This is a genomic window from Streptomyces griseus (assembly GCF_001715295.1).
In the GTDB taxonomy this organism is placed as follows: Bacteria; Actinomycetota; Actinomycetes; order Streptomycetales; family Streptomycetaceae; genus Streptomyces; species Streptomyces griseus_G.
This window is the reverse complement of the sequence record NZ_MDKB01000004.1, coordinates 342,847-364,038: the sequence shown is the minus strand read 5'-3', so window position 1 is coordinate 364,038 and position 21,192 is coordinate 342,847. Positions and strand designations below refer to the sequence as shown.

At 72.1% G+C, this 21,192-nt stretch carries 19 protein-coding genes; 10 read left to right on the top strand and 9 right to left on the bottom strand.

What is annotated here, in order from left to right; genetic code table 11:
* Positions 1-91: 91 nt before the first annotated feature.
* Positions 92-382 carry a YiaA/YiaB family inner membrane protein gene (locus BA175_RS23230; protein WP_069173723.1) on the top strand — a complete coding sequence of 97 codons (291 nt, stop codon included), beginning with the start codon at positions 92-94 and terminating at the stop codon, positions 380-382.
* Between the two features lie 99 nt (positions 383-481).
* On the top strand, positions 482-1,105 hold the full coding sequence (locus tag BA175_RS23225) for a TetR/AcrR family transcriptional regulator (protein ID WP_069173433.1): 624 nt from the start codon (positions 482-484) through the stop codon (positions 1,103-1,105).
* A gap of 83 nt (positions 1,106-1,188) precedes the next feature.
* Here BA175_RS23225 and BA175_RS23220 read toward each other — a convergent pair whose 3' ends face one another.
* The gene (locus tag BA175_RS23220) at positions 1,189-1,650 is read right to left on the bottom strand and encodes a MaoC family dehydratase (protein ID WP_069173432.1); all 462 of its coding nucleotides are present in this window, start codon (positions 1,648-1,650) and stop codon (positions 1,189-1,191) included.
* 334 nt (positions 1,651-1,984) lie between these two features.
* Here BA175_RS23220 and soxR point away from each other — a divergent pair, with 334 nt between their 5' ends.
* Positions 1,985-2,458: a redox-sensitive transcriptional activator SoxR gene (gene soxR, locus BA175_RS23215; protein ID WP_069173431.1), complete on the top strand. Its 474-nt coding sequence runs from the start codon at positions 1,985-1,987 to the stop codon at positions 2,456-2,458.
* A gap of 514 nt (positions 2,459-2,972) precedes the next feature.
* Here soxR and BA175_RS23210 read toward each other — a convergent pair.
* Positions 2,973-3,584: a hypothetical protein gene (locus BA175_RS23210; RefSeq protein WP_069173430.1), complete on the bottom strand. Its 612-nt coding sequence runs from the start codon at positions 3,582-3,584 to the stop codon at positions 2,973-2,975.
* Between the two features lie 251 nt (positions 3,585-3,835).
* Between BA175_RS23210 and BA175_RS23205 the strand changes: the two genes are divergently transcribed.
* A complete protein-coding gene (locus tag BA175_RS23205; protein ID WP_069173722.1) occupies positions 3,836-6,667 on the top strand; it encodes a penicillin acylase family protein in 2,832 nt (943 codons plus the stop codon).
* 231 nt (positions 6,668-6,898) lie between these two features.
* The gene (locus BA175_RS23200) at positions 6,899-9,526 is read left to right on the top strand and encodes a peptidoglycan recognition protein family protein (protein WP_079159741.1); all 2,628 of its coding nucleotides are present in this window, start codon (positions 6,899-6,901) and stop codon (positions 9,524-9,526) included.
* Between the two features lie 85 nt (positions 9,527-9,611).
* Here the strand turns inward: BA175_RS23200 and BA175_RS23195 are convergent, their stop codons facing one another.
* Positions 9,612-10,871, bottom strand: coding sequence for an exo-beta-N-acetylmuramidase NamZ family protein (locus BA175_RS23195; RefSeq protein WP_069173428.1), 1,260 nt, complete (start codon positions 10,869-10,871; stop codon positions 9,612-9,614).
* Positions 10,872-11,044: 173 nt separating this feature from the next.
* On the opposite strand from BA175_RS23195, the gene BA175_RS23190 reads away from it, so the two are divergent.
* From BA175_RS23190 to BA175_RS23175, 4 genes are all read left to right on the top strand, one after another.
* On the top strand, positions 11,045-11,809 hold the full coding sequence (locus BA175_RS23190; RefSeq protein WP_069173427.1) for an SDR family oxidoreductase: 765 nt from the start codon (positions 11,045-11,047) through the stop codon (positions 11,807-11,809).
* A 587-nt stretch (positions 11,810-12,396) separates the two neighbouring features.
* The gene (locus BA175_RS23185) at positions 12,397-12,990 is read left to right on the top strand and encodes a TetR/AcrR family transcriptional regulator (protein WP_069173721.1); all 594 of its coding nucleotides are present in this window, start codon (positions 12,397-12,399) and stop codon (positions 12,988-12,990) included.
* A 147-nt stretch (positions 12,991-13,137) separates the two neighbouring features.
* A complete protein-coding gene (locus BA175_RS23180; protein ID WP_069173426.1) occupies positions 13,138-13,920 on the top strand; it encodes an isoprenyl transferase in 783 nt (260 codons plus the stop codon).
* A 245-nt stretch (positions 13,921-14,165) separates the two neighbouring features.
* The gene (locus tag BA175_RS23175) at positions 14,166-15,479 is read left to right on the top strand and encodes a M28 family metallopeptidase (protein ID WP_069173425.1); all 1,314 of its coding nucleotides are present in this window, start codon (positions 14,166-14,168) and stop codon (positions 15,477-15,479) included.
* Between the two features lie 54 nt (positions 15,480-15,533).
* Here the strand turns inward: BA175_RS23175 and BA175_RS23170 are convergent, their stop codons facing one another.
* Positions 15,534-16,748 (bottom strand): acyl-CoA dehydrogenase family protein, encoded by a 1,215-nt coding sequence (locus BA175_RS23170; RefSeq protein WP_069173424.1) that lies wholly within the window; start codon positions 16,746-16,748, stop codon positions 15,534-15,536.
* 8 nt (positions 16,749-16,756) lie between these two features.
* Positions 16,757-17,779: a phosphotransferase family protein gene (locus BA175_RS23165; RefSeq protein WP_069173720.1), complete on the bottom strand. Its 1,023-nt coding sequence runs from the start codon at positions 17,777-17,779 to the stop codon at positions 16,757-16,759.
* 185 nt (positions 17,780-17,964) lie between these two features.
* Between BA175_RS23165 and BA175_RS23160 the strand changes: the two genes are divergently transcribed.
* Complete coding sequence (locus BA175_RS23160; RefSeq protein ID WP_069173423.1) at positions 17,965-18,900, top strand: NADP-dependent oxidoreductase; 936 nt, start codon at positions 17,965-17,967, stop codon at positions 18,898-18,900.
* 28 nt (positions 18,901-18,928) lie between these two features.
* On the opposite strand, the gene BA175_RS23155 is transcribed toward BA175_RS23160, so the two are convergent.
* Genes BA175_RS23155 through BA175_RS23140 form a run of 4 tightly spaced genes read right to left on the bottom strand, consistent with a single transcriptional unit; the run spans position 18,929 to position 21,048 of the window.
* Positions 18,929-19,240, bottom strand: coding sequence for a DUF202 domain-containing protein (locus tag BA175_RS23155; RefSeq protein ID WP_069173422.1), 312 nt, complete (start codon positions 19,238-19,240; stop codon positions 18,929-18,931).
* On the bottom strand, positions 19,237-19,632 hold the full coding sequence (locus BA175_RS23150; RefSeq protein WP_069173421.1) for a YidH family protein: 396 nt from the start codon (positions 19,630-19,632) through the stop codon (positions 19,237-19,239). Before BA175_RS23150 ends, BA175_RS23155 begins: the two co-directional genes overlap by 4 nt.
* Entirely contained in the window at positions 19,629-20,144 is a 516-nt protein-coding gene (locus BA175_RS23145) for an NUDIX hydrolase (RefSeq protein WP_069173719.1), read from the bottom strand. The genes BA175_RS23150 and BA175_RS23145 overlap by 4 nt, the downstream gene beginning before the upstream one ends.
* Positions 20,131-21,048, bottom strand: coding sequence for a DMT family transporter (locus BA175_RS23140; RefSeq protein ID WP_069173420.1), 918 nt, complete (start codon positions 21,046-21,048; stop codon positions 20,131-20,133). The genes BA175_RS23145 and BA175_RS23140 overlap by 14 nt, the downstream gene beginning before the upstream one ends.
* Between the last annotated feature and the right edge of the window lie 144 nt (positions 21,049-21,192).

Genomic DNA, 21,192 nt, shown 5'->3' with positions numbered 1-21,192 from the left:
CCGGGCAGGCGGCACCGACGGACGCGCCTGAGTACCGGCTGAGTACGCCGACGGATGCCGGGGCGCGCCGCCGCGCCCCATGCTGTGCGGCATGAGTGACACAGCATCGGTCAAGCAGCAGAGCACCGCCGCCTTCTACGGACAGGCCGTCCTCTCCTTCGCGGTGGCCTTGGGCGCGGTGGCCCTCGGCATCTTCTTCCTCGACGCCGACGCCTGGGTACGCGCCTTCCTCGCCGTCGGCGTGCTCTACCTCGTCACGTCGTGCTTCACCCTGGCCAAGGTCGTCAGGGACCGCCAGGAGGCGGGGCAGATCGTCAGCCGCGTCGACCAGGCCCGGCTGGAGAAGATCCTCGCCGAGCACGACCCCTTCCAGAAGCTCTGACGGTCCCGGCCCGCCAGGGCCTCGCGCCGGCCATCCCCTAAGCGCTTGCTCAGGTTCGCGGTATGGTGTGCGTCCTGCGAAGGAGAGGGGCACGTGAGCATGAGCACGGCAGAGGAGACCGACGGCGGGAGCGCCCCGTGGAGTGAGGTCACGCCCGAGGCGGCCCGGCGACTGCTGGTCGCCGCCGTCGAGGCCTTCGCCGAGCGCGGCTACCACGCGACCACCACCCGGGACATCGCCGGCCGGGCCGGGATGAGCCCGGCGGCGCTCTACATCCACTACCGGACCAAGGAGGAGCTGCTCCACCGGATCAGCAGGATCGGTCACGACCGGGCCCTGCTCCTGCTGGAGACGGCGGCGGACAGTGGCGGTACGGCCGCCGAGCGCCTCGCCGACGCCGTGCGGTCCTTCGTCCGGTGGCACGCCGAGCGCCACACCACCGCGCGCGTCGTGCAGTACGAGCTGGAGGCCCTCGGTGAGGAGCACCGTGCCGAGATCGTGGCGCTGCGCAGGAAGAGCGACGCGGCGGTGCGCCGGATCATCAGCGAGGGAGTGGCGGCGGGGGAGTTCGACGTCCCCGACATCCCGGGTACCACGCTGGCCGTACTGTCGCTCTGTATCGACGTGGCGCGCTGGTTCAACGCGCAGGGGAGCCGCACGCCCGACGAGGTCGGGGCGCTCTACGCCGACCTGGTCCTGCGGATGGTCGGCGCCCGGAGGTAGTGCCGGGCGCCGGGCGGGCGGTGCCGGTGGGCGCTTCGGGCCCGCGGAGGCCGGTCCGCGTCCCGGGGTGTGTCCCCGCGGGTTCAGAAGTAGTAGCGCGACACGGACTCGGCGACACAGGCGGGCTTGTCGCCGCCCTCACGCTCGACCGTGACGAGCACGGTCACCTGTACGCCGCCACCGGTCTCCTCGACGTTCCTGAGCGCCGCGGTGGCACGCACCCGGGAGCCCACCGGGACGGGCGACGGGAAGCGCACCTTGTTGGTGCCGTAGTTGATGCCCATCTTCGCGCCCTCGACCCGCAGGATCTGCGGGACGAGCACGGGGAGCAGCGAGAGCGTCAGATAGCCGTGCGCGATCGTCGTGCCGAAGGGGCCGGCCGCGGCGCGCTCGGGGTCCACGTGGATCCACTGGTGGTCGCCGGTGGCCTCGGCGAACAGGTCGATCCTCTTCTGCTCGATCTCCAGCCAATCGCTGTGACCGAGCTCCTGGCCCACCCCGTCCCGCAGTTCCTGCGCCGAGGTGAAGATCTTCGGCTCTGCCATGTCCCTGGTCCCTGCCTTCCGGCTGTCCGCCGTCGTCGCCGCATGCTGTCCAAGCGCTTGCTCAGCATGCTGGGGGGGTGCCCTCCTGTCAACGACGGTCCGCCCGACCCTGCCGGAACCGGCCGCAGGAGGCCGCTCCAGGCCCTGTTGCGAGAGGAGCGTCGTCTGCCCGAAGGGCGGGTCCGGGGGTGTCCGGCGCGTGCGAGCGCACGGCGGAGGGTCGTCCCGACGGTGGACATACCGGGATGATCCGGACGGCGTGGCGAGTGCGCGTGCCGACCTCCGATCGACCGTGCAGACAACCCTGCGAGTGCATACACCTAGGGTGGGAGAGGTGCCCCAGATCCCGCAGACACTCCACGAACTCACGGTCGGCCAGCTCTCCGCGCGCAGTGGTGCGGCCGTGTCCGCCCTGCACTTCTACGAGGCCAAGGGCCTGATCACCAGCAGCCGCACCAGTGGCAACCAGCGCCGGTACGCCAGGGACGCCCTGCGCAGGGTCGCGTTCGTGCGGGCGGCGCAGCGGGTGGGGATCCCGCTGGCCACGATCCGGGACGCGCTCGCCGAACTTCCGGACGAGCGCACCCCGAGCCGCGAGGACTGGGCGCGGCTCTCGCGGGCGTGGCGCTCGGAACTGGACGAGCGGATCGCCCAGTTGGCGCGGTTGCGGGATCATCTCACCGACTGCATCAGCTGCGGCTGCCTGTCGCTGGAGACGTGCGTGCTGTCCAATCCCGACGACATCTCCGGGCAGCGCATGGCCGGTTCTCAGCTGATGCCCGAGCGGAAGCCGTCCGGCCGCGCCTGAGGGCCCCGGCTCCACGGGCCGTGGAGCGACCCCGCCCCGGCCGCGTGCGTCCACCCTCCGGCTCCGCGCGCACGGCAGGACCCACCGCCCGCGCGCGTACCGCACGGGCTTGTGCCTCCGCGGACTCCGGGTGGGGCCCGTGTTCTCTTCGTCCGTGCGGCGCCGGGGTGGTGAGGCCGTCGCACGTGTCGCTCGGGCCGGTGTGCTTCGCGGACTCCGGGTGGGGTCCGTGTTCTCTTCGTGCGTGCGGTGCCGGGGTGGTGAGGCCGTCGCACGTGTCGCTCGGGCCGGTGTGCTTCGCGGACTCCGGGTGGGGTCCGTGTTCTCTTCGTGCGTGCGGTGCCGGGGCCGTGAGGCCGTCGCACGTGTCGCTCGGGCCCGTGCCCTTCGCGCACTCCGGACCGGGCCCGTGGCCGCTTCGTGCGTGCGGCGCCGGGCCGTGGCGCCTGCGCGCCTCCCGCGCCGGGCCGTGGCGCCTGCGTGCGGACCGCCGGGCCCGTGTGCCCGTCGGCGTTCAGGCCACCCAGGCCAGGTCTCTCGTCCGGGATGCCCGTGCCTTCGCCAGTGCCCGTTCCGTCAGGGCCGGCCTGGGGACCACGATGCCGCACCCTGTGCAGACGGGGCCGGACCAGGGCTCGCGGTGAAGATCCTGGCGCCAGACGATCGCGTCGCCCGCGCACACCGGGCACGAGCCGCCGGGCCCGGTCCCCAGTGCCGCGATCAGCCGGCCCAGGGCCTCGGCGAGAGGCGCGGTCGGATGCGTGCCCGGGTCCTCGCAGAGTGCGATGCCGTTGCCGCCCCACGTCCGCCTGTGCCAGTCGTCGAACGAACCGGGACGGCGGAGCCCGTCGTGCTTCTCCCGGCGGCGGCGCTCGGCGAACCCGGACTCGTAGGCGAGCCATACGGCCCGCGCCTCCTCCAACTCCTCCAGCGCGCGGACCAGGCGGGCCGGATCGGGGGCCCGGTCCTCGGGGCCGATACCGTGCCGGGCGCACAGATGGTCCCAGGTGGCCCGGTGGCCGTAGGGGGCGAAACGTTCCAGGCATTTGCGCAGCGAGTACCGCCGCAAAGCCAGATCACTGTGCGGATCGCGGACCTGTCTCGCAAGACTTCGGAATCCGGCCATGGCACTGCCACCTCCGTCGCTCGTACTTCGGCGTCAAGGGATGGACGTACGACTGCCCGATTCGGCTCCATCGAAAGGTGTATTCAGTCCGAAGAGTGAGACGGTGCTCATGCGCCGGGTCTGCGGGGGCAGGGGTGTGCCGATGGGGCGCCCGGCGTGTGACGGTTCGGAAAATGTGACTGATGTTCATCTTTCCGAGGCGCCGTACCGCCGGTAACCTCCGGCGCATCGGCCTCCCGGAGGAGCACTGCATGCCCCCACGCACCCGCACGCTCTCGGCCGCCGCAGTCGCGGCCGTACTCGCCCTCGGTACCTCCCTGCTCGCCGCCACGGTCCCCCCGGCCGGCGCGGCGCAGCCGCAATCCGCCGCCGTCACCGATCACTGCCAGGGCCGGTGTGCCGACATCCTGCCCCCGGGCGAGAACGGCAACGCCACCCTCGTCGAGATACTCGGCAACAAGGCGTTCGGTACGCATCCCGCACACAGCGACGACCAACTCGACCGCTACAACGGCCTGGTGGCGGGGCACACGAACCTCACCGACCAGAAGCTGACCGACTTCTTCAACGACGCCTCGTTCGGGGTCGCCGCGGACCAGGTCGAGTCCGTCATCTCGCCCCGCGAGGACGTCACCATCACCCGCGACAAGAAGAGCGGCGTCCCGCACATCAAGGGCACCACCCGCTACGGCACCGAGTTCGGCGCCGGCTTCGCCGCCGGGCAGGACCGGCTGTGGCTGATGGACCTGTTCCGGCACATCGGACGCGGCCAACTGACCTCCTTCGCCGGAGGAGCGCTCGCCAACCAGGGGCTGGAGCAGCAGTTCTGGCCCCAGGCGCCGTACACCGAGGCGGATCTCGAGGCCCAGGTCGAGCGGATCAGGACCACCGAGGGAGCGCGCGGTGAGCAGGCGATGGCCGACGCGCAGGCCTACACCGACGGCATCAACGCCTACCGCGAGAAGGCGAAGAAGGGCCGCTACTTCCCGGGAGAGTACGTTCTCACCGGCAAGATCGACGCGGTCACCAACGTGGGCGAGATCCAGCCGTTCAAGCTGACCGACCTGATCTCGATCGCCTCGGTCGTCGGCGGGCAGTTCGGCGGCGGAGGCGGCGGCGAGGTGCAGGCCGCCCTGTCCCTGCTCGCCGCCCAGCAGAGGTACGGGGTCGAGGAGGGCACCCGGGTCTGGGAGTCCTTCCGCCAGCGCAACGATCCCGAGGCCGTCCTCACCGTGCACGACGGCACGTCGTTCCCGTACGCGGGCAAGCCCGACACCGCGCGCGGCACCGCCCTCCCCGACCCGGGCACGGTCACCGCCGAACCGCTCGTGTACGACCGCACCGGCGCGGCGGGCACGAACAGGAAGGACCCGGTCGAGGCACCCGCCCGCCTGGCACCCGCCCAGGGCATGTACGACGACGGAGTCGTCCCGGAGGGGACGCTGCCCGGGTCCGGCGACGGTGCCGCGAAGCGCGGGATGTCCAACGCCCTGCTGGTGTCGGGCGAGCACACCGCGAGCGGCAACCCGATCGCCGTCATGGGCCCCCAGACCGGGTACTTCGCCCCGCAGCTGATGATGCTCCAGGAGCTCCAGGGGCCCGGCATCAGCGCCCGCGGCGTCTCCTTCGCCGGCGTCGGCATGTACGTCCAGATGGGCCGCGGTCAGGACTACGCCTGGAGTGCCACTTCGGCGGCCCAGGACATCACCGACACGTACGCCGTCGAGCTCTGCGAGCCCGACGGCTCCGCCCCCACCAAGAACTCCACGCACTACCGCGCCCACGGCGCCTGCACCGCGATGGAGAAACTGGAGCGCACCAACTCCTGGAAGCCCACCGTCGCCGACTCCACCGCCGAGGGTTCCTACCGCATGCAGGTCTGGCGCACGGACTACGGCATCGTCACCCACCGCGCCACGGTGGGCGGCACACCCGTCGCCTACACCTCGCTGCGCACCACCTACCGTCACGAGGCCGACTCGATCATCGGCTTCCAGTTGTTCAACGACCCCGCGTACGTCATCGACGCGGCCTCCTTCCAGCAGGCGGCCGCCCGGATCGACTACGCGTTCAACTGGTTCTACGCGGACTCCCGCACCGCCGCCTTCTACAACAGCGGCATGAACCCCGTGCGCGCCGCCGGGGTCGATCCCGCGCTGCCGGTCAAGGCCGAGAAGGCGTACGAGTGGCAGGGGTTCGATCCGGCCGCCAACACCGCCGACTACACCCCGTTCGCCGCGCACCCGCACTCCAGCGGCCAGGACTACTACATCTCCTGGAACAACCGCCAGGCCAAGGACTACGCCACGGCCGCGTTCGGCTTCGGCGCGGTGCACCGGGGCGACCTCCTGGACGACCGGGTGGCAGCCCTCGTCGCGGACGGCGGAGTGACCCGCGCCTCCCTCACCCGTGCGATGGCCGAGGCCGCCGTCACCGACCTGCGGGGTGAGCAGCTGCTGCCGGAACTCCTGAAGGTGATCCGCTCCCGGCCGGTCACCGACCCGGAGCTCAACGCGGTGGTCCAGCAGCTGGATTCCTGGCGGGCGGCCGGTGCGCAGCGCAAGGAGACCGGCGAGGGGTCACACCGGTACACGCACGCGGACGCGGTACGGATCATGGACGCGTGGTGGCCGGAACTGATCGAGGCGGAGTTCCGCCCCGGTCTGGGCGACGGTCTCTACTCGGCGTTCACCGCGAGCCTGGCCACCGACGAATCCCCGGCCGCGAGCCACGGGCCGAGCGGGGCGCACAGCGGATCGGCCTTCCAGTACGGGTGGTGGGGTTTCGCGGACAAGGACCTGCGCCAGGTACTCGGACAGCGGGTGGAGGGGCCGCTGGCGAGGACGTACTGCGGCGACGGTGATCTCGGCGCCTGCCGCGACGCGCTGCTGACCACGCTGAAGAAGGCGGCCGCCGTGCCCGCGGCGGCCGTCTACCCGGGCGACGACAGCTGCGGGGCGGGGGACCAGTGGTGCACCGACGCCATCGTGCACCGCCCGCTGGGCGGGATCGGCCACCGGACGATCCACTGGCAGAACCGGCCCACGTACCAGCAGGTCGTGGAGTTTACCTCGCACCGCTGAGCCCCTGCCCGCAGGGCGTGCACGCCCTGCGGGCCGGCCGGGCCCACGCGGCCGAATTGAACTGATGTAGCGTCAGAAAAGGCCCTCCGTAACGCCGTTCGCGGCCGCACCGGGGCCTTCGGCATTTACGGACGGATGGGACCTCCGCCGCCCCCGCGCTCCCCGATCCGTGTATGAGCCAGTAGCATTCCGCCGTTCAACCATGTCATGTGCATAAAGGGTGGGGGTTACGTGAGAGTGAAACGAGTCCGCGGCACGGCCGTGGCCGCCGCACTCGGGGTCGTCGCGGTTCTGGGGTTCCAGAGCGTCGCGAACGGCACCGGGGCGGAAGAGGCGCACAACCCCGGGGGGCAGCGTGCGGGCGCGGGGCTGTACAGCGCCGCGACCGGGAAGAACGGGCCGGTCAAGAGCGAGGTGCACAAGCTCGCCCTGAAGAACGAGGGGCGTGGCGAGGCCTCCCTCTCGCGGCGCACGACCGAGCCGTTCGGCATGCTGGGGGTCTCCTGGCCCGACGCCCACGCCGCGGTCGAGGGCACGATCGAGGCCCGGACCCGCAGCGTGGAGACCGGCGAGTGGTCCGACTGGATCACCTTGGAGCCGTACCGGCCCGGCCTCGACGGCGAGCGGCCCACCGAACGCGGCTCCACGGAGCCCGTGTGGGTCGGACGTTCGGACGGTGCCGAGGTACGGGTCGGTGACGGCGCGGCCTCCGGCACGCTGCCGGCCGGCCTCCGGCTCGACATGGTCGACCCGGCCGCCGGGTACGGCAAGGCCCCGATCGGCGCGGCGGACGCCGAGCCGGCCGCCTTCGCCGCCCCCGCTGTCGACCCGGGCCCGCCGTCGACGGTTCCGCAGCCCCCGGTCGTCACCCGCGCCGAGTGGGGCGCCGACGAGTCCCTGAACAACGAGGGGCCGATCTACCTCGAGGGCGGCGTCATCAAGGCCGTCTTCGTGCACCACACCACGGACGGCACGTACAACTGCGCGGACTCCGCGGCCGTCGTGCGGGCGCTGCACGTCTACCACGTGAAGACGAACGGCTGGCGCGACCTCGGCTACAACTTCCTGGTCGACAAGTGCGGGAAGATATTCGAGGGCCGTCAGGGCGGCATCGACCAGCCCGTCATGGGCGCGCACACCTACGGCTTCAACAGCCAGTCGACCAGTGTCGCGATCATCGGCAACTACACGGACGCCGGTGCGCCGAGCGCCGCTCTCGAGGCGACCGCCCGGATGGCCGCGTACAAGCTCGGGCAGTACGGCGGTGACCCGGCCGGCACCACCACGCTGCTGGCGGGTGCCACGCAGAAGAACTACGCGGGCAAGTCCTTCACAGCCGGGCAGTCCTACACGTTCGACCAGATCTCGGGCCACCGGGACGGCTTCAACACCGAGTGCCCGGGCATGCAGCTCTACCCGCAGCTTCCGGCCATCCGGACGCTGGCGGCCGGACCCGTGCAGGGTCTCAAGGTCTCCTCGGTCGGCGGCGGGGCGTTCGCCGTGGACTCGGGCTACGAGACGCCCGGTCCGGTGACGGTGAACTGGTCGACGACGACGCCGTCCTCGCTGATCAGCGGGTTCGAACTCCTCGTCGACGGCCGTACCGTGAACAACGTCGCGGGCAACGCCCGCAGTGCCTCCACGACGCTCCTGCCCGGCAGCCACAAGGTCGCCGTGAAGGCCGTCCACCAGTCGGGGAAGGCCACGACCACCGCCGCGGTGAACGTGAACGTCCCGAGTCCGAAGAAGTTCGTGCCCGTCACCCCGCAGCGGCTGATGGACACCCGGGTCGGCCTCGGTGTGCCGAAGGCACAGGTGGGCCCGGCGGGTGTGGTCACCCTCCAGGTGACCGGCGCCAACGGCATCCCGGCCACCGATGTGGGCGCCGTCGTGCTGAACGTGACGGCGACGCATGTCTCCTCCACCAGCTTCGTGTCGGTCTACCCGGACGGCACGACGCGTACGAGCGCGTCGAACCTGAACGTGGTGCAGGGCCAGACGGTCCCGAACCTGGTCGTCGTGCCCGTGGTGAACGGCAGGGTGAGTTTCTACAACAACGCGGGCACGCTCGACCTGATCGCGGACATCACCGGCTACTTCACCTCCGCCGGAGAGGGTTCCACCCACGTCAACCTGGGGCCGAAGCGTGTGATGGACACCCGTGAGGGTCTGGGTGTCCCGCAGGCGCAGGTCGGTCCCGAGGGTGTGGTGACCCTCCAGGTCGCGGGTGTCAACGGGGTTCCGGCCGAGGGTGTCTCGGCGGTCGTGCTGAACGTGACGGCGACGCGTGTGTCGGCGACGAGCTTCGTGTCGGTCTACCCGGACGGCACGACGCGCACGAGCGCGTCGAACCTGAACGTGAAGCAGGGCCAGACGGTTCCGAACCTCGTGATCGTGCCGGTCGTGAACGGCAGGGTGAGCTTCTACAACAACGCGGGCACGCTCGACCTGATCGCGGACATCACCGGCTACTTCACCTCCGCCGGCGAAGGTGCCACGCACATCAACCTCGGCCCGAAGCGTGTGATGGACACCCGTGAGGGTCTGGGTGTCCCGCAGGCGCAGGTCGGTCCCGAGGGTGTGGTGACCCTCAAGGTCGCCGGCGTCAACGGGGTCCCGGCCGAGGGTGTCTCGGCGGTCGTGCTGAACGTGACGGCGACGCACGTCTCGGCCACGAGCTTCGTGTCGGTCTACCCGGACGGCACGACGCGCACGAGCGCGTCGAACCTCAACGTGGTCAAGGGCCAGACGGTTCCGAACCTCGTGATCGTGCCGGTCGTGAACGGCAAGGTGAGTTTCTACAACAACGCGGGCAGCCTCGACCTGATCGCGGACATCACCGGCTACTTCCGCCGGTGACCTGACGGAGGCGGGGTGGTACGGGCCCGGCCCGTACCACCCCGCCTCCGTGTGTGGGCCCGGGCCGGGCCCGCCTCCCGGCTGCTCAGCGGTACAGCAGGTACTTCCGCCGCACCGCCCGGAACGCCGCGAGGTCCGCCGCCCAGGCGGCCACCACCTCGTCCGTGTCCGCGCCCGCGTCGATCATCGTGCGGACCCGGCTGTTGCCGGTGAGCTTGTCGATCCAGTTGTCCGCACGCCACGCGAAGCCGCTCCACGTCCGCTTCGCCGTCACCAGCAGGGCGATGCCGGTGCGGACCGGATCGAAGGCCTCCCGGTCGTGGACGTGCAGCTGCACGCCTCCCACCGTCTTCCCCTGGAACTTCGAGAACGTCGGCGCGAAGTACGCCTCCCGGAAGGCCACGCCCGGCAGGTCCAGGGCGTTCGCCGCAGCCGCCCACCGGTGGTCGATCCCCTCGGCACCCAGCAGCTCGAAGGGCCTGGTCGTGCCCCGGCCCTCGGACAGGTTCGTGCCCTCGAAGAGACACGTCCCCGGGTAGACCAGTGCCGTCCCGGGCGTGGGCATGTTCGGGCTGGGCGGCACCCACGGCAGGCCCGTCCCGTCGAAGAAGTCGGACCGTCGCCAGCCGGCCATCTTCACGACCTCCAGCTCCACGGGCCGGGCCGCCAGGAACTCCGCGTCGAACAGCAGCGCCAGCTCGGCGACCGTCATCCCGTGCGCCTGCGCGATCTCGCGGCGCCCCACGAACGTGGCGAACGCCGGATCCAGCACCGGCCCGAGCGCGGCCCGCCCGCTCACCGGGTTCGGGCGGTCCAGGACGACGAACCGCTTGCCCGCGAGCGCCGCCGCCTCCATGCAGTCGTACAGCGTCCAGATGTACGTGTAGAAACGGGCTCCGGCGTCCTGGATGTCGAAGACGACCGTGTCCACGCCGGACGCGGTGAACACGTCGGCCAGCGCCTGCCCGCTCTTCAGGTAGGTGTCGTACACCGGGAGACCCGTCGCCGGGTCGTCGTACCTGCCCTCCGAACCGCCCGCCTGCGCGGTCCCCCGGAAGCCGTGCTCGGGTCCGAAGACGGCGGTCAGGTCCACCCGGCCGTCGGCGTGCATCACGTCCACGATGTGCCGTACGTCCGCGGTGATCCCGGTGGGATTGGTGACCACCCCGACCTTCCGGCCGGCCAGCAGCCGGTAGCCGTCCGCGGCCAGCCGGGCGAAGCCGGTGCGGACCGCCGGGCGCCCGCCGCCGTCCCCGGGGGCGGCGGCGGCCGGACCGGCCCCGGTGACCGCGAGGGCCCCCGCCGCGCCGCCGGCCGTCAGCACACCACGTCTGGACAAGGTCATTCCGCTACCTCCACGATCGCGCCGACTGTCATGGTCACGCACGCTAGCGCGGGCGCGCGCACCACGGAACGCCCACGGCCGGGGAGATCGCCGGTTCTGTCCCGGACCCCTTCCCGGATCACATACCGACTGGTTAGTCTGCCGTGGAGGACGGCGGAGAGAGGCGGGACCCGATGAGTGCGGTGCAGGACGCCGGCGTAGTGGTGACCGGGGCCGGAGGTGGCATCGGTGCCGCTCTGGCCCGCAGATTCGCCGCGGAGGGTGCCCGGGTCGTCGTCAACGACCTCGACCGCCACCGCGTCGAGGCACTCGCCGAGGAGATCGGCGGCACCGTCGTGGCCGGTGACGCCTCGGGCATCGTGGACGCCGCCCGCGACGCACTCGGCGGCAGGGTGGACGTCTACTGCGCCAACGCCGGCCTCGGCTCGGGCGGCGACGCCTTCGCCGACGAGGAGGTATGGGCGGCGGCCTGGGACGTCAACGTGATGGCGCACGTCCGTGCGGCCAGGCAACTCCTGCCGGACTGGCTGGAGCGGGGCGGCGGCCGCTTCGTCTCCACCGCGTCGGCGGCCGGCCTGCTGACGATGATCGGGGCCGCCCCGTACAGCGTCACCAAGCACGGCGCCGTCGCCTTCGCCGAATGGCTCTCCCTCACCTACCGGCACCGGGGCGTCAAGGTGCACGCGATCTGCCCGCAGGGCGTGCGTACGGACATGCTCACCGCGGCCGGCTCCGCGGGTGAGCTGGTGCTCGCCCCGACCGCGATCGAACCGGAGGTGGTCGCCGACGCCCTGTTCGACGCCATGGACCAGGACCGCTTCCTGGTCCTGCCCCACCCCGAGGTGGCCGGGTACTACCGGGCGCGCGCCGAGGACCCCGACCACTGGCTCGGCGGAATGAACCATCTGCAGCGGAAGTGGGAGGAGACCGGGGCGTGACCGGCTCCGCCCACGCGGCCGGGCCCCGGACCGCCCTGCTCGGCGAGGCCCGGCTCCCCGACGCCCGGCACGCCGGGAGCACGGTCCACGCCTTCCGGAAGGCGGACGAGTCGCCGGAATCCGTGGCCGGACACCTCGCCGCCGAGGAGTGGCGGTGGGGCGCTCCGGACGCCCACGGGGGCGGGACCGTGCGGGCCTGGGCCGGTCCGCGCCTCGACCGGGTGCCGGACCGCCCCGCGCCCGCCTGCATCGACGGGCGCGTCGGCGGCCGCGAGGCGGACGAGTCGCCGGAATCCGTGGCCGGGCACCTCGCCGCCGAGGGGTGGCGGTGGGGCGCTTCGGACGCCTACCTGGGCGGGACCGTGCGGGCCTGGGTCGGCCGCCCCGGAGCGGCGGCGGAGCCCCCCCCGGGCCGAGCGCGTACTGCGGGGCGCGCCACGCCGCGTACACGGACCCGCGCGAGGTGGAGGTCCTGGCGGAGCTCGGCGGGGCGGCGAGTGGGAAGATCCTCGGGCGGGGACGCCGTTCCCCCGGTAGAGGCTTCACGGCAGACGGTTCACGCACGGACGAGAGAGCAGGTGGCGGCCATGGCCAAGGTGACGGAGGGGAGCGGTACGCCCGTCCCCCAGAGGCTGCTGGCCGCCGCCACCCGGCTCTTCGCCGAGCGCGGTTACGACCGCACCTCGGTCCAGGAGATCGTCGAGGCGGCGGGCGTCACCAAGGGGGCCCTCTACCACTACTTCGGCTCCAAGGAGGATCTCCTCCAGGAGGTCTACGCCCGGGTCCTGCGCCTCCAGCAGGAGCGACTGGACGCCTACGCGGACGCCGAGGCGCCGGTCGAGCAGCGGCTGCGGGACGCGGCGGCGGACGTGGTGGTCACCACCATCGACAACCTCGACGACGCCTCGATCTTCTTCCGCTCGATGCACCACCTGAGCCCGGAGAAGAACAAGCAGGTCCGGATGGAGCGCCGCCGCTACCACGAACGCTTCCGCGCCCTGATCGAGGAGGGTCAGCGGGCCGGTGTGTTCTCCGACGCGACCCCGGCGGACCTGGTCGTCGACTACCACTTCGGCTCGGTCCACCACCTGTCCACGTGGTACCGCCCGGACGGGCCCCTCACGCAGCGTGAGGTCGCCGACCACCTGGCGGACCTGCTGCTGCGTGCCCTGCGGCCCTGAGGGCGGGCGCCTGGCAGAGCGCCGGCGGGGAGCGCGGGCCGGGCCAAGTCGCCTGTGCGCAGGCGCTTTTGGGGGGCACCCGGACAGGTGGGGCGGGGCCCCTGGTAGGGTCCGCCGAGGGTCCCACGACGTGACGGATATGGTTCCATGAAGCTGCTTCCCCTGTTCATCCGACGCCCGGTAGAAGCGGTGTACACCCGCAGGCTGGCCACCACCCTGGTGGGGCTGCCACGGCCGCGGCACGTCGGGATCATGCTCGACGGCAACCGGCGCTGGGCGCGGCAGGCGGGGCTCACGGACGTCCGGGACGGGTACCGCGCGGGCGGGGCCAAGGTCAGCGAGTTCCTGGGCTGGTGCACCGCCGCCGGGATCGAGCACGTGACGCTCTTCATGCTCTCCGACGACAACCTCCAGCGGCCCGCCGAGCAGCTCGGCCCGCTGATAGAGATCATCGAGGAGACCGTCCGGGACATCACGGCCGAAGGCCGCCCCTGGCGGGTGCAGGTGATCGGCTCGCTCGACATGCTGCCCGGCGCGGGCGCCGGTGTGCTGAAGGAGGCCACCGCCGCGACCGAGGGGCGCACCGGACTCAAGGTCGACGTCGCGGTCGGCTACGGCGGGCGGCGGGAGATCGTCGACGCGGTCAAGAGCGCCTTCGCGGAGCACATCGCGGCCGGGGGTGATCCGGCGGAACTGGCCGAGCGGTTCGACATCGACGACGTCTCCCGTCACCTGTACTCCCCGACCGCCGACCAGACGGACTTCATCATCCGCACCTCGGGCGAGCAGAGGCTGTCCGGCTTCCTGCTCTGGCAGTCCGCCTACGCCGAGATGCACTGGGTCGACTGCTACTGGCCGGCGTTCCGCAGGGTGGACTTCCTGCGCGCCCTCCGCTCGTACGCGACCCGCGAACGCCGCTTCGGCAAGTAGAGCCGGCGCAGGCACAGGTCCCCGCGTCGGCGCCGGGTCCCCGTACCGTGACGTGCCCGCCCTCCGCACGTCCCGGCGTGTCCGATTAACGAACAATCATGTCCGGATTCCACCCTTGACGGTACGCGGTCACTGGCGCCAGCATCGGTCCCGCACTTCGCCCCGCCGCTCCAGGCCCCTGCCGTGCACGGCAGCGGACCCCCCGCACGTTCCGTCAGTCCCCGAACGGAATCCGGAGCCATCCGATGAGTCCTGTACGCCCCAGATCCCTGCTCGCCGCCGCGGTCGCCGCGACGGCCCTGCTGTCGGCCGCCGCACCCGCCGTCCAGGCGGCACCCGCCCCCGTGGCGGCGGTCGCGGCCCCCGACATCCCGCTCGCCAACGTCAAGGCGCACCTCACCCAGCTCCAGTCCATCGCCACCGCCAACGGCGGCAACCGCGCCCACGGCCGGACCGGATACCGGGCGTCCGTCGACTACGTGAAGGCCAAGCTGGACGCGGCCGGATACACCACCACGCTCCAGCAGTTCACCTCCGGCGGAGCCACCGGCTACAACCTGATCGCCGACTGGCCGGGTGGAGACCCCAACCAGGTGCTCATGGCCGGCTCCCACCTCGACTCGGTGACCTCGGGCGCCGGCATCAACGACAACGGCTCCGGTTCCGCCGCCGTACTGGAGACGGCCCTCGCGGTCTCCCGGGCGCAGCTCGCACCGGACAAGCACCTGCGCTTCGCCTGGTGGGGTGCCGAGGAGCTGGGCCTCGTCGGCTCGAAGTACTACGTCAACAGCCTGGGCACCACCGAGCGTTCCAAGCTCGCCGGATACCTCAACTTCGACATGATCGGCTCACCCAACCCCGGATACTTCGTCTACGACGACGACCCGGTCATCGAGCAGACCTTCAAGGACTACTACGCGGGTCTGTCGATACCCACCGAGATAGAGACCGAGGGTGACGGCCGCTCCGACCACGCCCCGTTCAAGAACGCGGGTGTCCCGGTGGGCGGCCTCTTCTCCGGAGCCGATTACACGAAGACGAGTGCCCAGGCCCAGAAGTGGGGCGGCACGGCGGGCCAGGCCTTCGACCGCTGCTACCACTCCTCGTGCGACACCACGGCCAACATCAACGACACCGCCCTGGACCGCAACAGCGACGCGGTCGCCCACGCCGTCTGGACCCTGTCCGCCGGATCGGTCACCCCGCCGGCCGGCACGGTGTTCAGCAACGCCACCGACGTCGCCATCCCCGACAACGGAGGGGCCGTCACCTCGTCCGTCTCCGTCACCGGCCGTACGGGCAACGCCCCTTCGGCCCTCAAAGTGGGCGTCGACATCAAGCACACCTACCGCGGTGACCTCGTCGTCGACCTCCTCGCGCCCGACGGCAGCGCGTACCGGCTGAAGAACTCCAGCGGCAGCGACTCGGCCGACAACGTGATCACGACGTACACGGTCGACGCGTCCACCGAGACCGCCAACGGCACCTGGCGGCTCCGGGTGCAGGACATCGCCGCACAGGACACCGGCTACATCGACAGCTGGCAGCTCACCTTCTGACCCGCCGCCGGGGAGGCGCACCCCGCGCCTCCCCGCGCGTCCGCCCGTACCGGGTCAGAGGTACTGCCTGATCTCACGGCGGGCCAGCGACCGCTGGTGCACCTCGTCCGGCCCGTCCGCGAGCCGCAACGTCCTGGCGGAAGCCCAGAGTTCGGCCAGCGGGAAGTCCTGGCCGACCCCGCCGGCGCCGTACAGCTGCACCGCCCGGTCGAGGATGTCGCAGACCGCGCGCGGAGTGGCGATCTTGATCGCCTGGATCTCGGTGTGCGCCCCGCGGTTGCCCACGGTGTCCATCAGCCAGGCGGTCTTCAGCACCAGCAGCCGCAGCTGCTCCACCGTCACCCGGGCGTCCGCGATCCAGTTCTGCACGACCCCCTGCTGGGCGAGCGGCTTGCCGAAGGCCGTACGGGAGACGGCCCGACGGCACATCAGCTCGATCGCGCGCTCGGCCATCCCGATCAGCCGCATGCAGTGGTGGATCCGGCCCGGCCCCAGCCGCGCCTGCGCGATGGCGAAGCCGCCGCCCTCCTCGCCGATCAGGTTCGACGCGGGCACGCGCACGTCGGTGAACACGACCTCGGCGTGGCCGCCGTGCGCGTGGTCCTCGTAGCCGTACACCTGCATCGCACGGCGCACCTCCAGGCCCGGGGTGTCACGCGGGACCAGGATCATGGACTGCTGGCGGCGCATGTCCTCACCGTCCGGGTCCGTCTTGCCCATCACGATGAACACGGCGCACTCCGGGTTCATCGCCCCGGAGATGTACCACTTGCGCCCGTCGATGACGTAGGAGTCGCCGTCCCTGGCGATCCGGGTCTCGATGTTCGTCGCGTCCGACGAGGCCACGTCCGGCTCCGTCATCGCGAACGCCGAGCGGATCTCGCCTGCCAGCAGCGGCTCCAGCCACTGCTTCCTCTGCTCCTGCGAGCCGAACTGGGAGAGCACCTCCATGTTCCCGGTGTCCGGCGCCGCGCAGTTCAGCGCGGTCGGCGCGAGGTGCGGGCTGCGGCCGGTGATCTCCGCGAGCGGGGCGTACTGCAGGTTCGTCAGCCCGGCACCGTACTCCGCGTCGGGCAGGAAGAGGTTCCACAGGCCCTGCCTGCGCGCCTCCGCCTTCAGGTCCTCCACCACCTGCGGGGTGCCCCACGGGGTGGCGAGCCGGGCGCGCTGCTCCTCGGCCACCTGCTCGGCCGGATACACGTGCTCGTCCATGAAGGCGAGCAGCCCGGTGCGCAGCTCGTCGGTCCGGGCGTCGAATGCGAAGTCCATGGAGTGGATCAGCCTTCCTGGAGGGTGGTGAGGCCGTGCGCGATGAAGACCGGGACCAGTTCGCCGATGCGGTCGAACCCGGTGCCGACGGTCCGGCCCAGCGTGTAGCGGTAGTGGATGCCCTCCAGGATCACGGCGAGCTTGAACCACGCGAAGGCCGTGTACCAGGAGATCGACGAGGTGTCCCGGCCGGAGCGGGCGGCATAGCGTTCGATCAGCTCGGCGGGGCTCGGGTGGCCCGGGGCACCGCTCGTGGTGGAGACCGGCGACCGCGGCAGACCGAGGTCGGAGCTGTACATGGCCAGCAGGCCGAGGTCGGTCAACGGGTCGCCGAGCGTGGACATCTCCCAGTCCAGGACCGCCCTGATGCGGTCGTCGGGGCCGACCAGCACGTTGTCCAGGCGGTAGTCGCCGTGGACGACGGCCGGGGCGGGGGACTCCGGGAGCCGCCGGCCGAGTGCGGCGTGCAACTCGTCGATCCCGGCCAGCTCTCGGTTGCGCGAGGCGTCCAGCTGCTTGCCCCAGCGCCGCAGCTGCCGGTCCAGGAAGCCGTCCGGCCGGCCGAAGTCGCCGAGCCCGACCGCCGCCGGGTCCACCGCGTGCAGATCCACCAGGGTGTCCACGAGCCCCAGCACGACCGCCCGGGTGCGCGCGGCACCCAGGGGTGCGAGCTGCTCGGCGGTCCGGTACGGGATCCCCTCGACGTACTCCATGACGTAGAAGGACGAGCCGGTGACGGAGTCGTCCTCGCAGAGCAGCACCGGCTCGGGCACCGGGACGGCCGTGGCGTGCAGGGCGCTGATCACCCGGTGCTCGCGCTTCATGTCGTGCGCGGTGGCCAGCACGTGACCGAGCGGAGGCCGGCGGACGACCCACTGCCCGGTACCGTCGGTGACGACGTAGGTGAGGTTGGAGCGTCCCCCCTCGACGATCCGGGCCTCGAGCGGTCCGTTCACCAGGCCGGGCCGCTCGCGGTCGAGACGGCCGCGCAGCAGGTCGAGGTCGAGGCCTGGCGGGTGGACTGGGCTCATGGTGCGCACCTCCGGGATCGGGACGGTCGGCACCATGATGCCGACCAGTCGGTATGTCGTCCAGTCTCCGCCCCGGATCGCCCGGGAGGCCCGGGCCTCGCGCTGTTCCCGCTCCCGCGCGCACGCGGGAGGAACGGCGTCCCGGCCGAGTTGCGGAGGCCCCGGCCCGCGCCGATCGTCGAAGGATGAAGGCGATCAGCTACAGCAGGTACGGCACGGCCGACGTCCTGGAGTACGGCGAGCGGCCGGACCCGAAGGTGGGGCCGGACTCCGTCCTGGTCAAGGTGCGGGCCGCGGCCGTGAACCCGGTCGACTGGAAGGCCCGTGAGGGCTACCTCCAGGCGGGGCTGGAAGCCGTCTTCCCGGTCATCCCCGGCTGGGACGTCTCCGGCGTCGTCGTCCAGCCCGGCGCCGCGGTGTACGAGTTCGAGGTGGGCGACGAGGTCATCGGCTACGTCCGCGAGGACTTCCTCTCGCGCGGGACGTTCGCCGAGTACGTCGCGGCCCCCGTGCGCACCCTCGCCCGCAAACCACTCGGCCTGAGCTTCGAGGAGGCGGCCGGTCTGCCCCTGTGCGGCCTGACCGCGTACCAGGTCCTGCACCGCGTCCTGAAGGTGCGGAACGGCGAGACCGTCCTCGTCCACGCGGCCGCCGGCGGCGTCGGCTCACTCGCCGTCCAGCTCGCCCGGCACGCCGGCTGCCGGGTCGTCGGCACGGCAGGGCCGCACAACCACGACTACGTACGGCGGCTGGGCGGTGAGCCCGTGGAGTACGGCGACGGCCTGGCGGGCCGGCTGCGGGAACTGGTACCCGGCGGGTTCGACGCAGCGTTCGACACGGTCGGCGGCGAGGCGCTCCGGGTCTCCGCGCAGACGCTCGCGAGCGACGGCCGGCTCGCCTCCATCGCCGACGCGGAGGTCTTCTCCTACGGCGGCCACTACGCCTTCGTACGGCCCGACGCCCAGGAACTCGCGCACCTCGCGGAACTGGCCGAGCAGGGCATCATCTCCGTCCACGTGGACCGGGTGTTCCCGCTGGAACAGGCCGCGGAGGCCTACCGGCTCAACGAGCAGGGGCGCACCCGGGGCAAGATCGTCGTCACCGTCGGCGAGGAGAGCTGAGCCGCAGGACCGCCCCCGGGCCCGGTGCTCAGAACAGCATCGCTGCGGCGAACACCGCGAGCGCGACCGTACAGGCGGCGGCCGTCAGCGCGAGCCGCGGGGACAGCGGCGCGGGCTCGGCGGTCGCCGTGCCCGCCACGCGCAGGTGCGCCGCCCGCAGGAAGACCAGCCAGGCCAGCAGGGTCAGCGCCACCGCGATCAGCGCCGCGGGGCCCGCGCCGCCGTGCAGCGCCTGCCGGCCGGCGAGCAGCGTCACCACCGTGCAGGTCAGCGTCGTACGCCGCCACGCCAGCCGCGTCCGCTCGGGCTGCAGTCCGGGGTCGCGGGCCGGCGTGGTCACCGCCCCTCCCAGCCGAACAGGACCACCACCACCATCGTCACCGCGACCAGGGCGACGGCCAGGCTCAGGAACGCGGGGAAGCGTGACGCCGGCAGGTCCTCGCCACGCCGCATCGCCCGCTCGCACCGCACCCAGTGGTTGACCGCCCGCAGTGCGCAGAGCACACCGGCGGCCAGCAGGGCGACGGAGAGGCCGGTCCGCACGCCCCGGACGAGCCCGGGCAGGAACTGGTCCACGGCGAACCCGCCGCCGATCAGCGCGAGCGCCGTCCGGAGCCAGGCGAGGAAGGTGCGCTCGTTGGCGAGCGAGAAGCGGTAGTCCGGGGTGTCACCCTCCTCGCGGAGTTCCCGCGGCGCGAACCACAGCCGCAGCCCGCGCGGGAAGCCGCTCACGCGCCACCCGCCCGCACGCTCCGCAGCCGGTGGTACGTCTCCAGCCCGTCGGGCACCCACAGCCGTTCGCCCAGCTGCCGCTCCAGCTCCGCGTCCGTCAGGAAGGTGTACCAGGCCACCTCCTCGGCCTGCGGACGCACGGGCGGCTCGCACCGCACCTGGTACACCGCGGACCACCAGCTGTGTCCGCCGCTCTCGTACAGGAACCTGAAAAGAGGCTCCGGGCGCGGCAGGCCCCGGACGCCCAGCTCCTCCTCGGCCTCCCGCAGCGCCGCGTCGTCGTAGGACTCACCCGCGCCCACGACCCCGCCGACGAACATGTCGTAGTGCGAGGGGAAGACCAGTTTGGTGGCCGTCCTGCGGTGCACGAAGACTCTTCCCTCGGCATCCCTGGCCTCGACGAACACGCAGCGGTGGCGCAGGCCCCGCGCGGTCGCCTCGCCGCGCGGCGCCTGCCCCACCACCACGTCGTTCTCGTCCACGATGTCCAGGATCTCGTCAGCGGGAGTCATGACGTCCATCCAACCCCACCCCGCGGACCTCCGTGGAGCCGTGCCGTTCCTTGCCCGCCGGCATCGCCGGATGCAGCCCGAGCAGCACGATTCCCACCACGATCGCCGCGAGCCCCGCCGCCTGCCAGGCGAGCGCACCGACGTCGGTCCGTACCTGGTCACCGAGGAACCCGATCCCGCAGACGATGCCGGCCAGGGGCTGGGCGGCGGTCAGCGCGGGCAGCGACATCCGCAGCGGCCCGGCCTCGAAGGCACTCTGGACGATGATCAGGCTGGTCACACCCATGACCACGAGCGCGTACGGCTGCCAGCTCGTGAAGAGCGCCCCCCACCCGCCGTCGGCCAGCCGCAGTCCGGAAACCCGGGTCAGGGCGTCCTGGAGCCCGTAGAGCAGTCCTCCCGCCAGCCCCAGCAGCGCGGGGGACCACGGGGCGCGCGGGTGCCGGGCGAAGGCGGTCAGGGCCAGGGCGAGCCCCGCCACCAGGCCGATCACCAGCCAGTGGCGCAGCGGCTCCGTCACCGCCTCGCCGCCGCTCGGCCTGCCGCCCAGCAGGAACGCGGTGACGCCGCCGGCCAGCAGCCAGAGCCCGCCCCAGCCCTGCCGGCCGAGACGCTGCGCGGTGAAGTAGCGCGACAGGGCGAGCGCGAAAAGCAGGTTGGTGGCCAGCAGCGGCTCGACGACCGACACCTCGCCCTGCCCGAGCGCCAGCGCCCCGAGGACCATGCCGCAGATCATGAAGCCGATGCCGGCCAGCCAGCTCGGTACCCTCATCAGGTCCAGCAGGAGCCGGGGGGACAGGAAATCGCTCGGCGGCGCGCGGCGGGCCGCGTCCTGCTGCAGGACGAAACCGAAGCCCATGCAGCACGCGGCGCCCACGGAGAGCAGGAGTACCAGCAACGACACGGTCCGACGATAGCCCCGCGGCCGTACCGGGAGCGTGAGGCCGCCGTCGACCGGACGGTTGACGTGGGGGGCGAGCCGTACCGAAGATCTGACGCACGAGTAACGTCGCCCCGGCCCGGGAGCCCCCGCCGGGCCGCCCCGCAT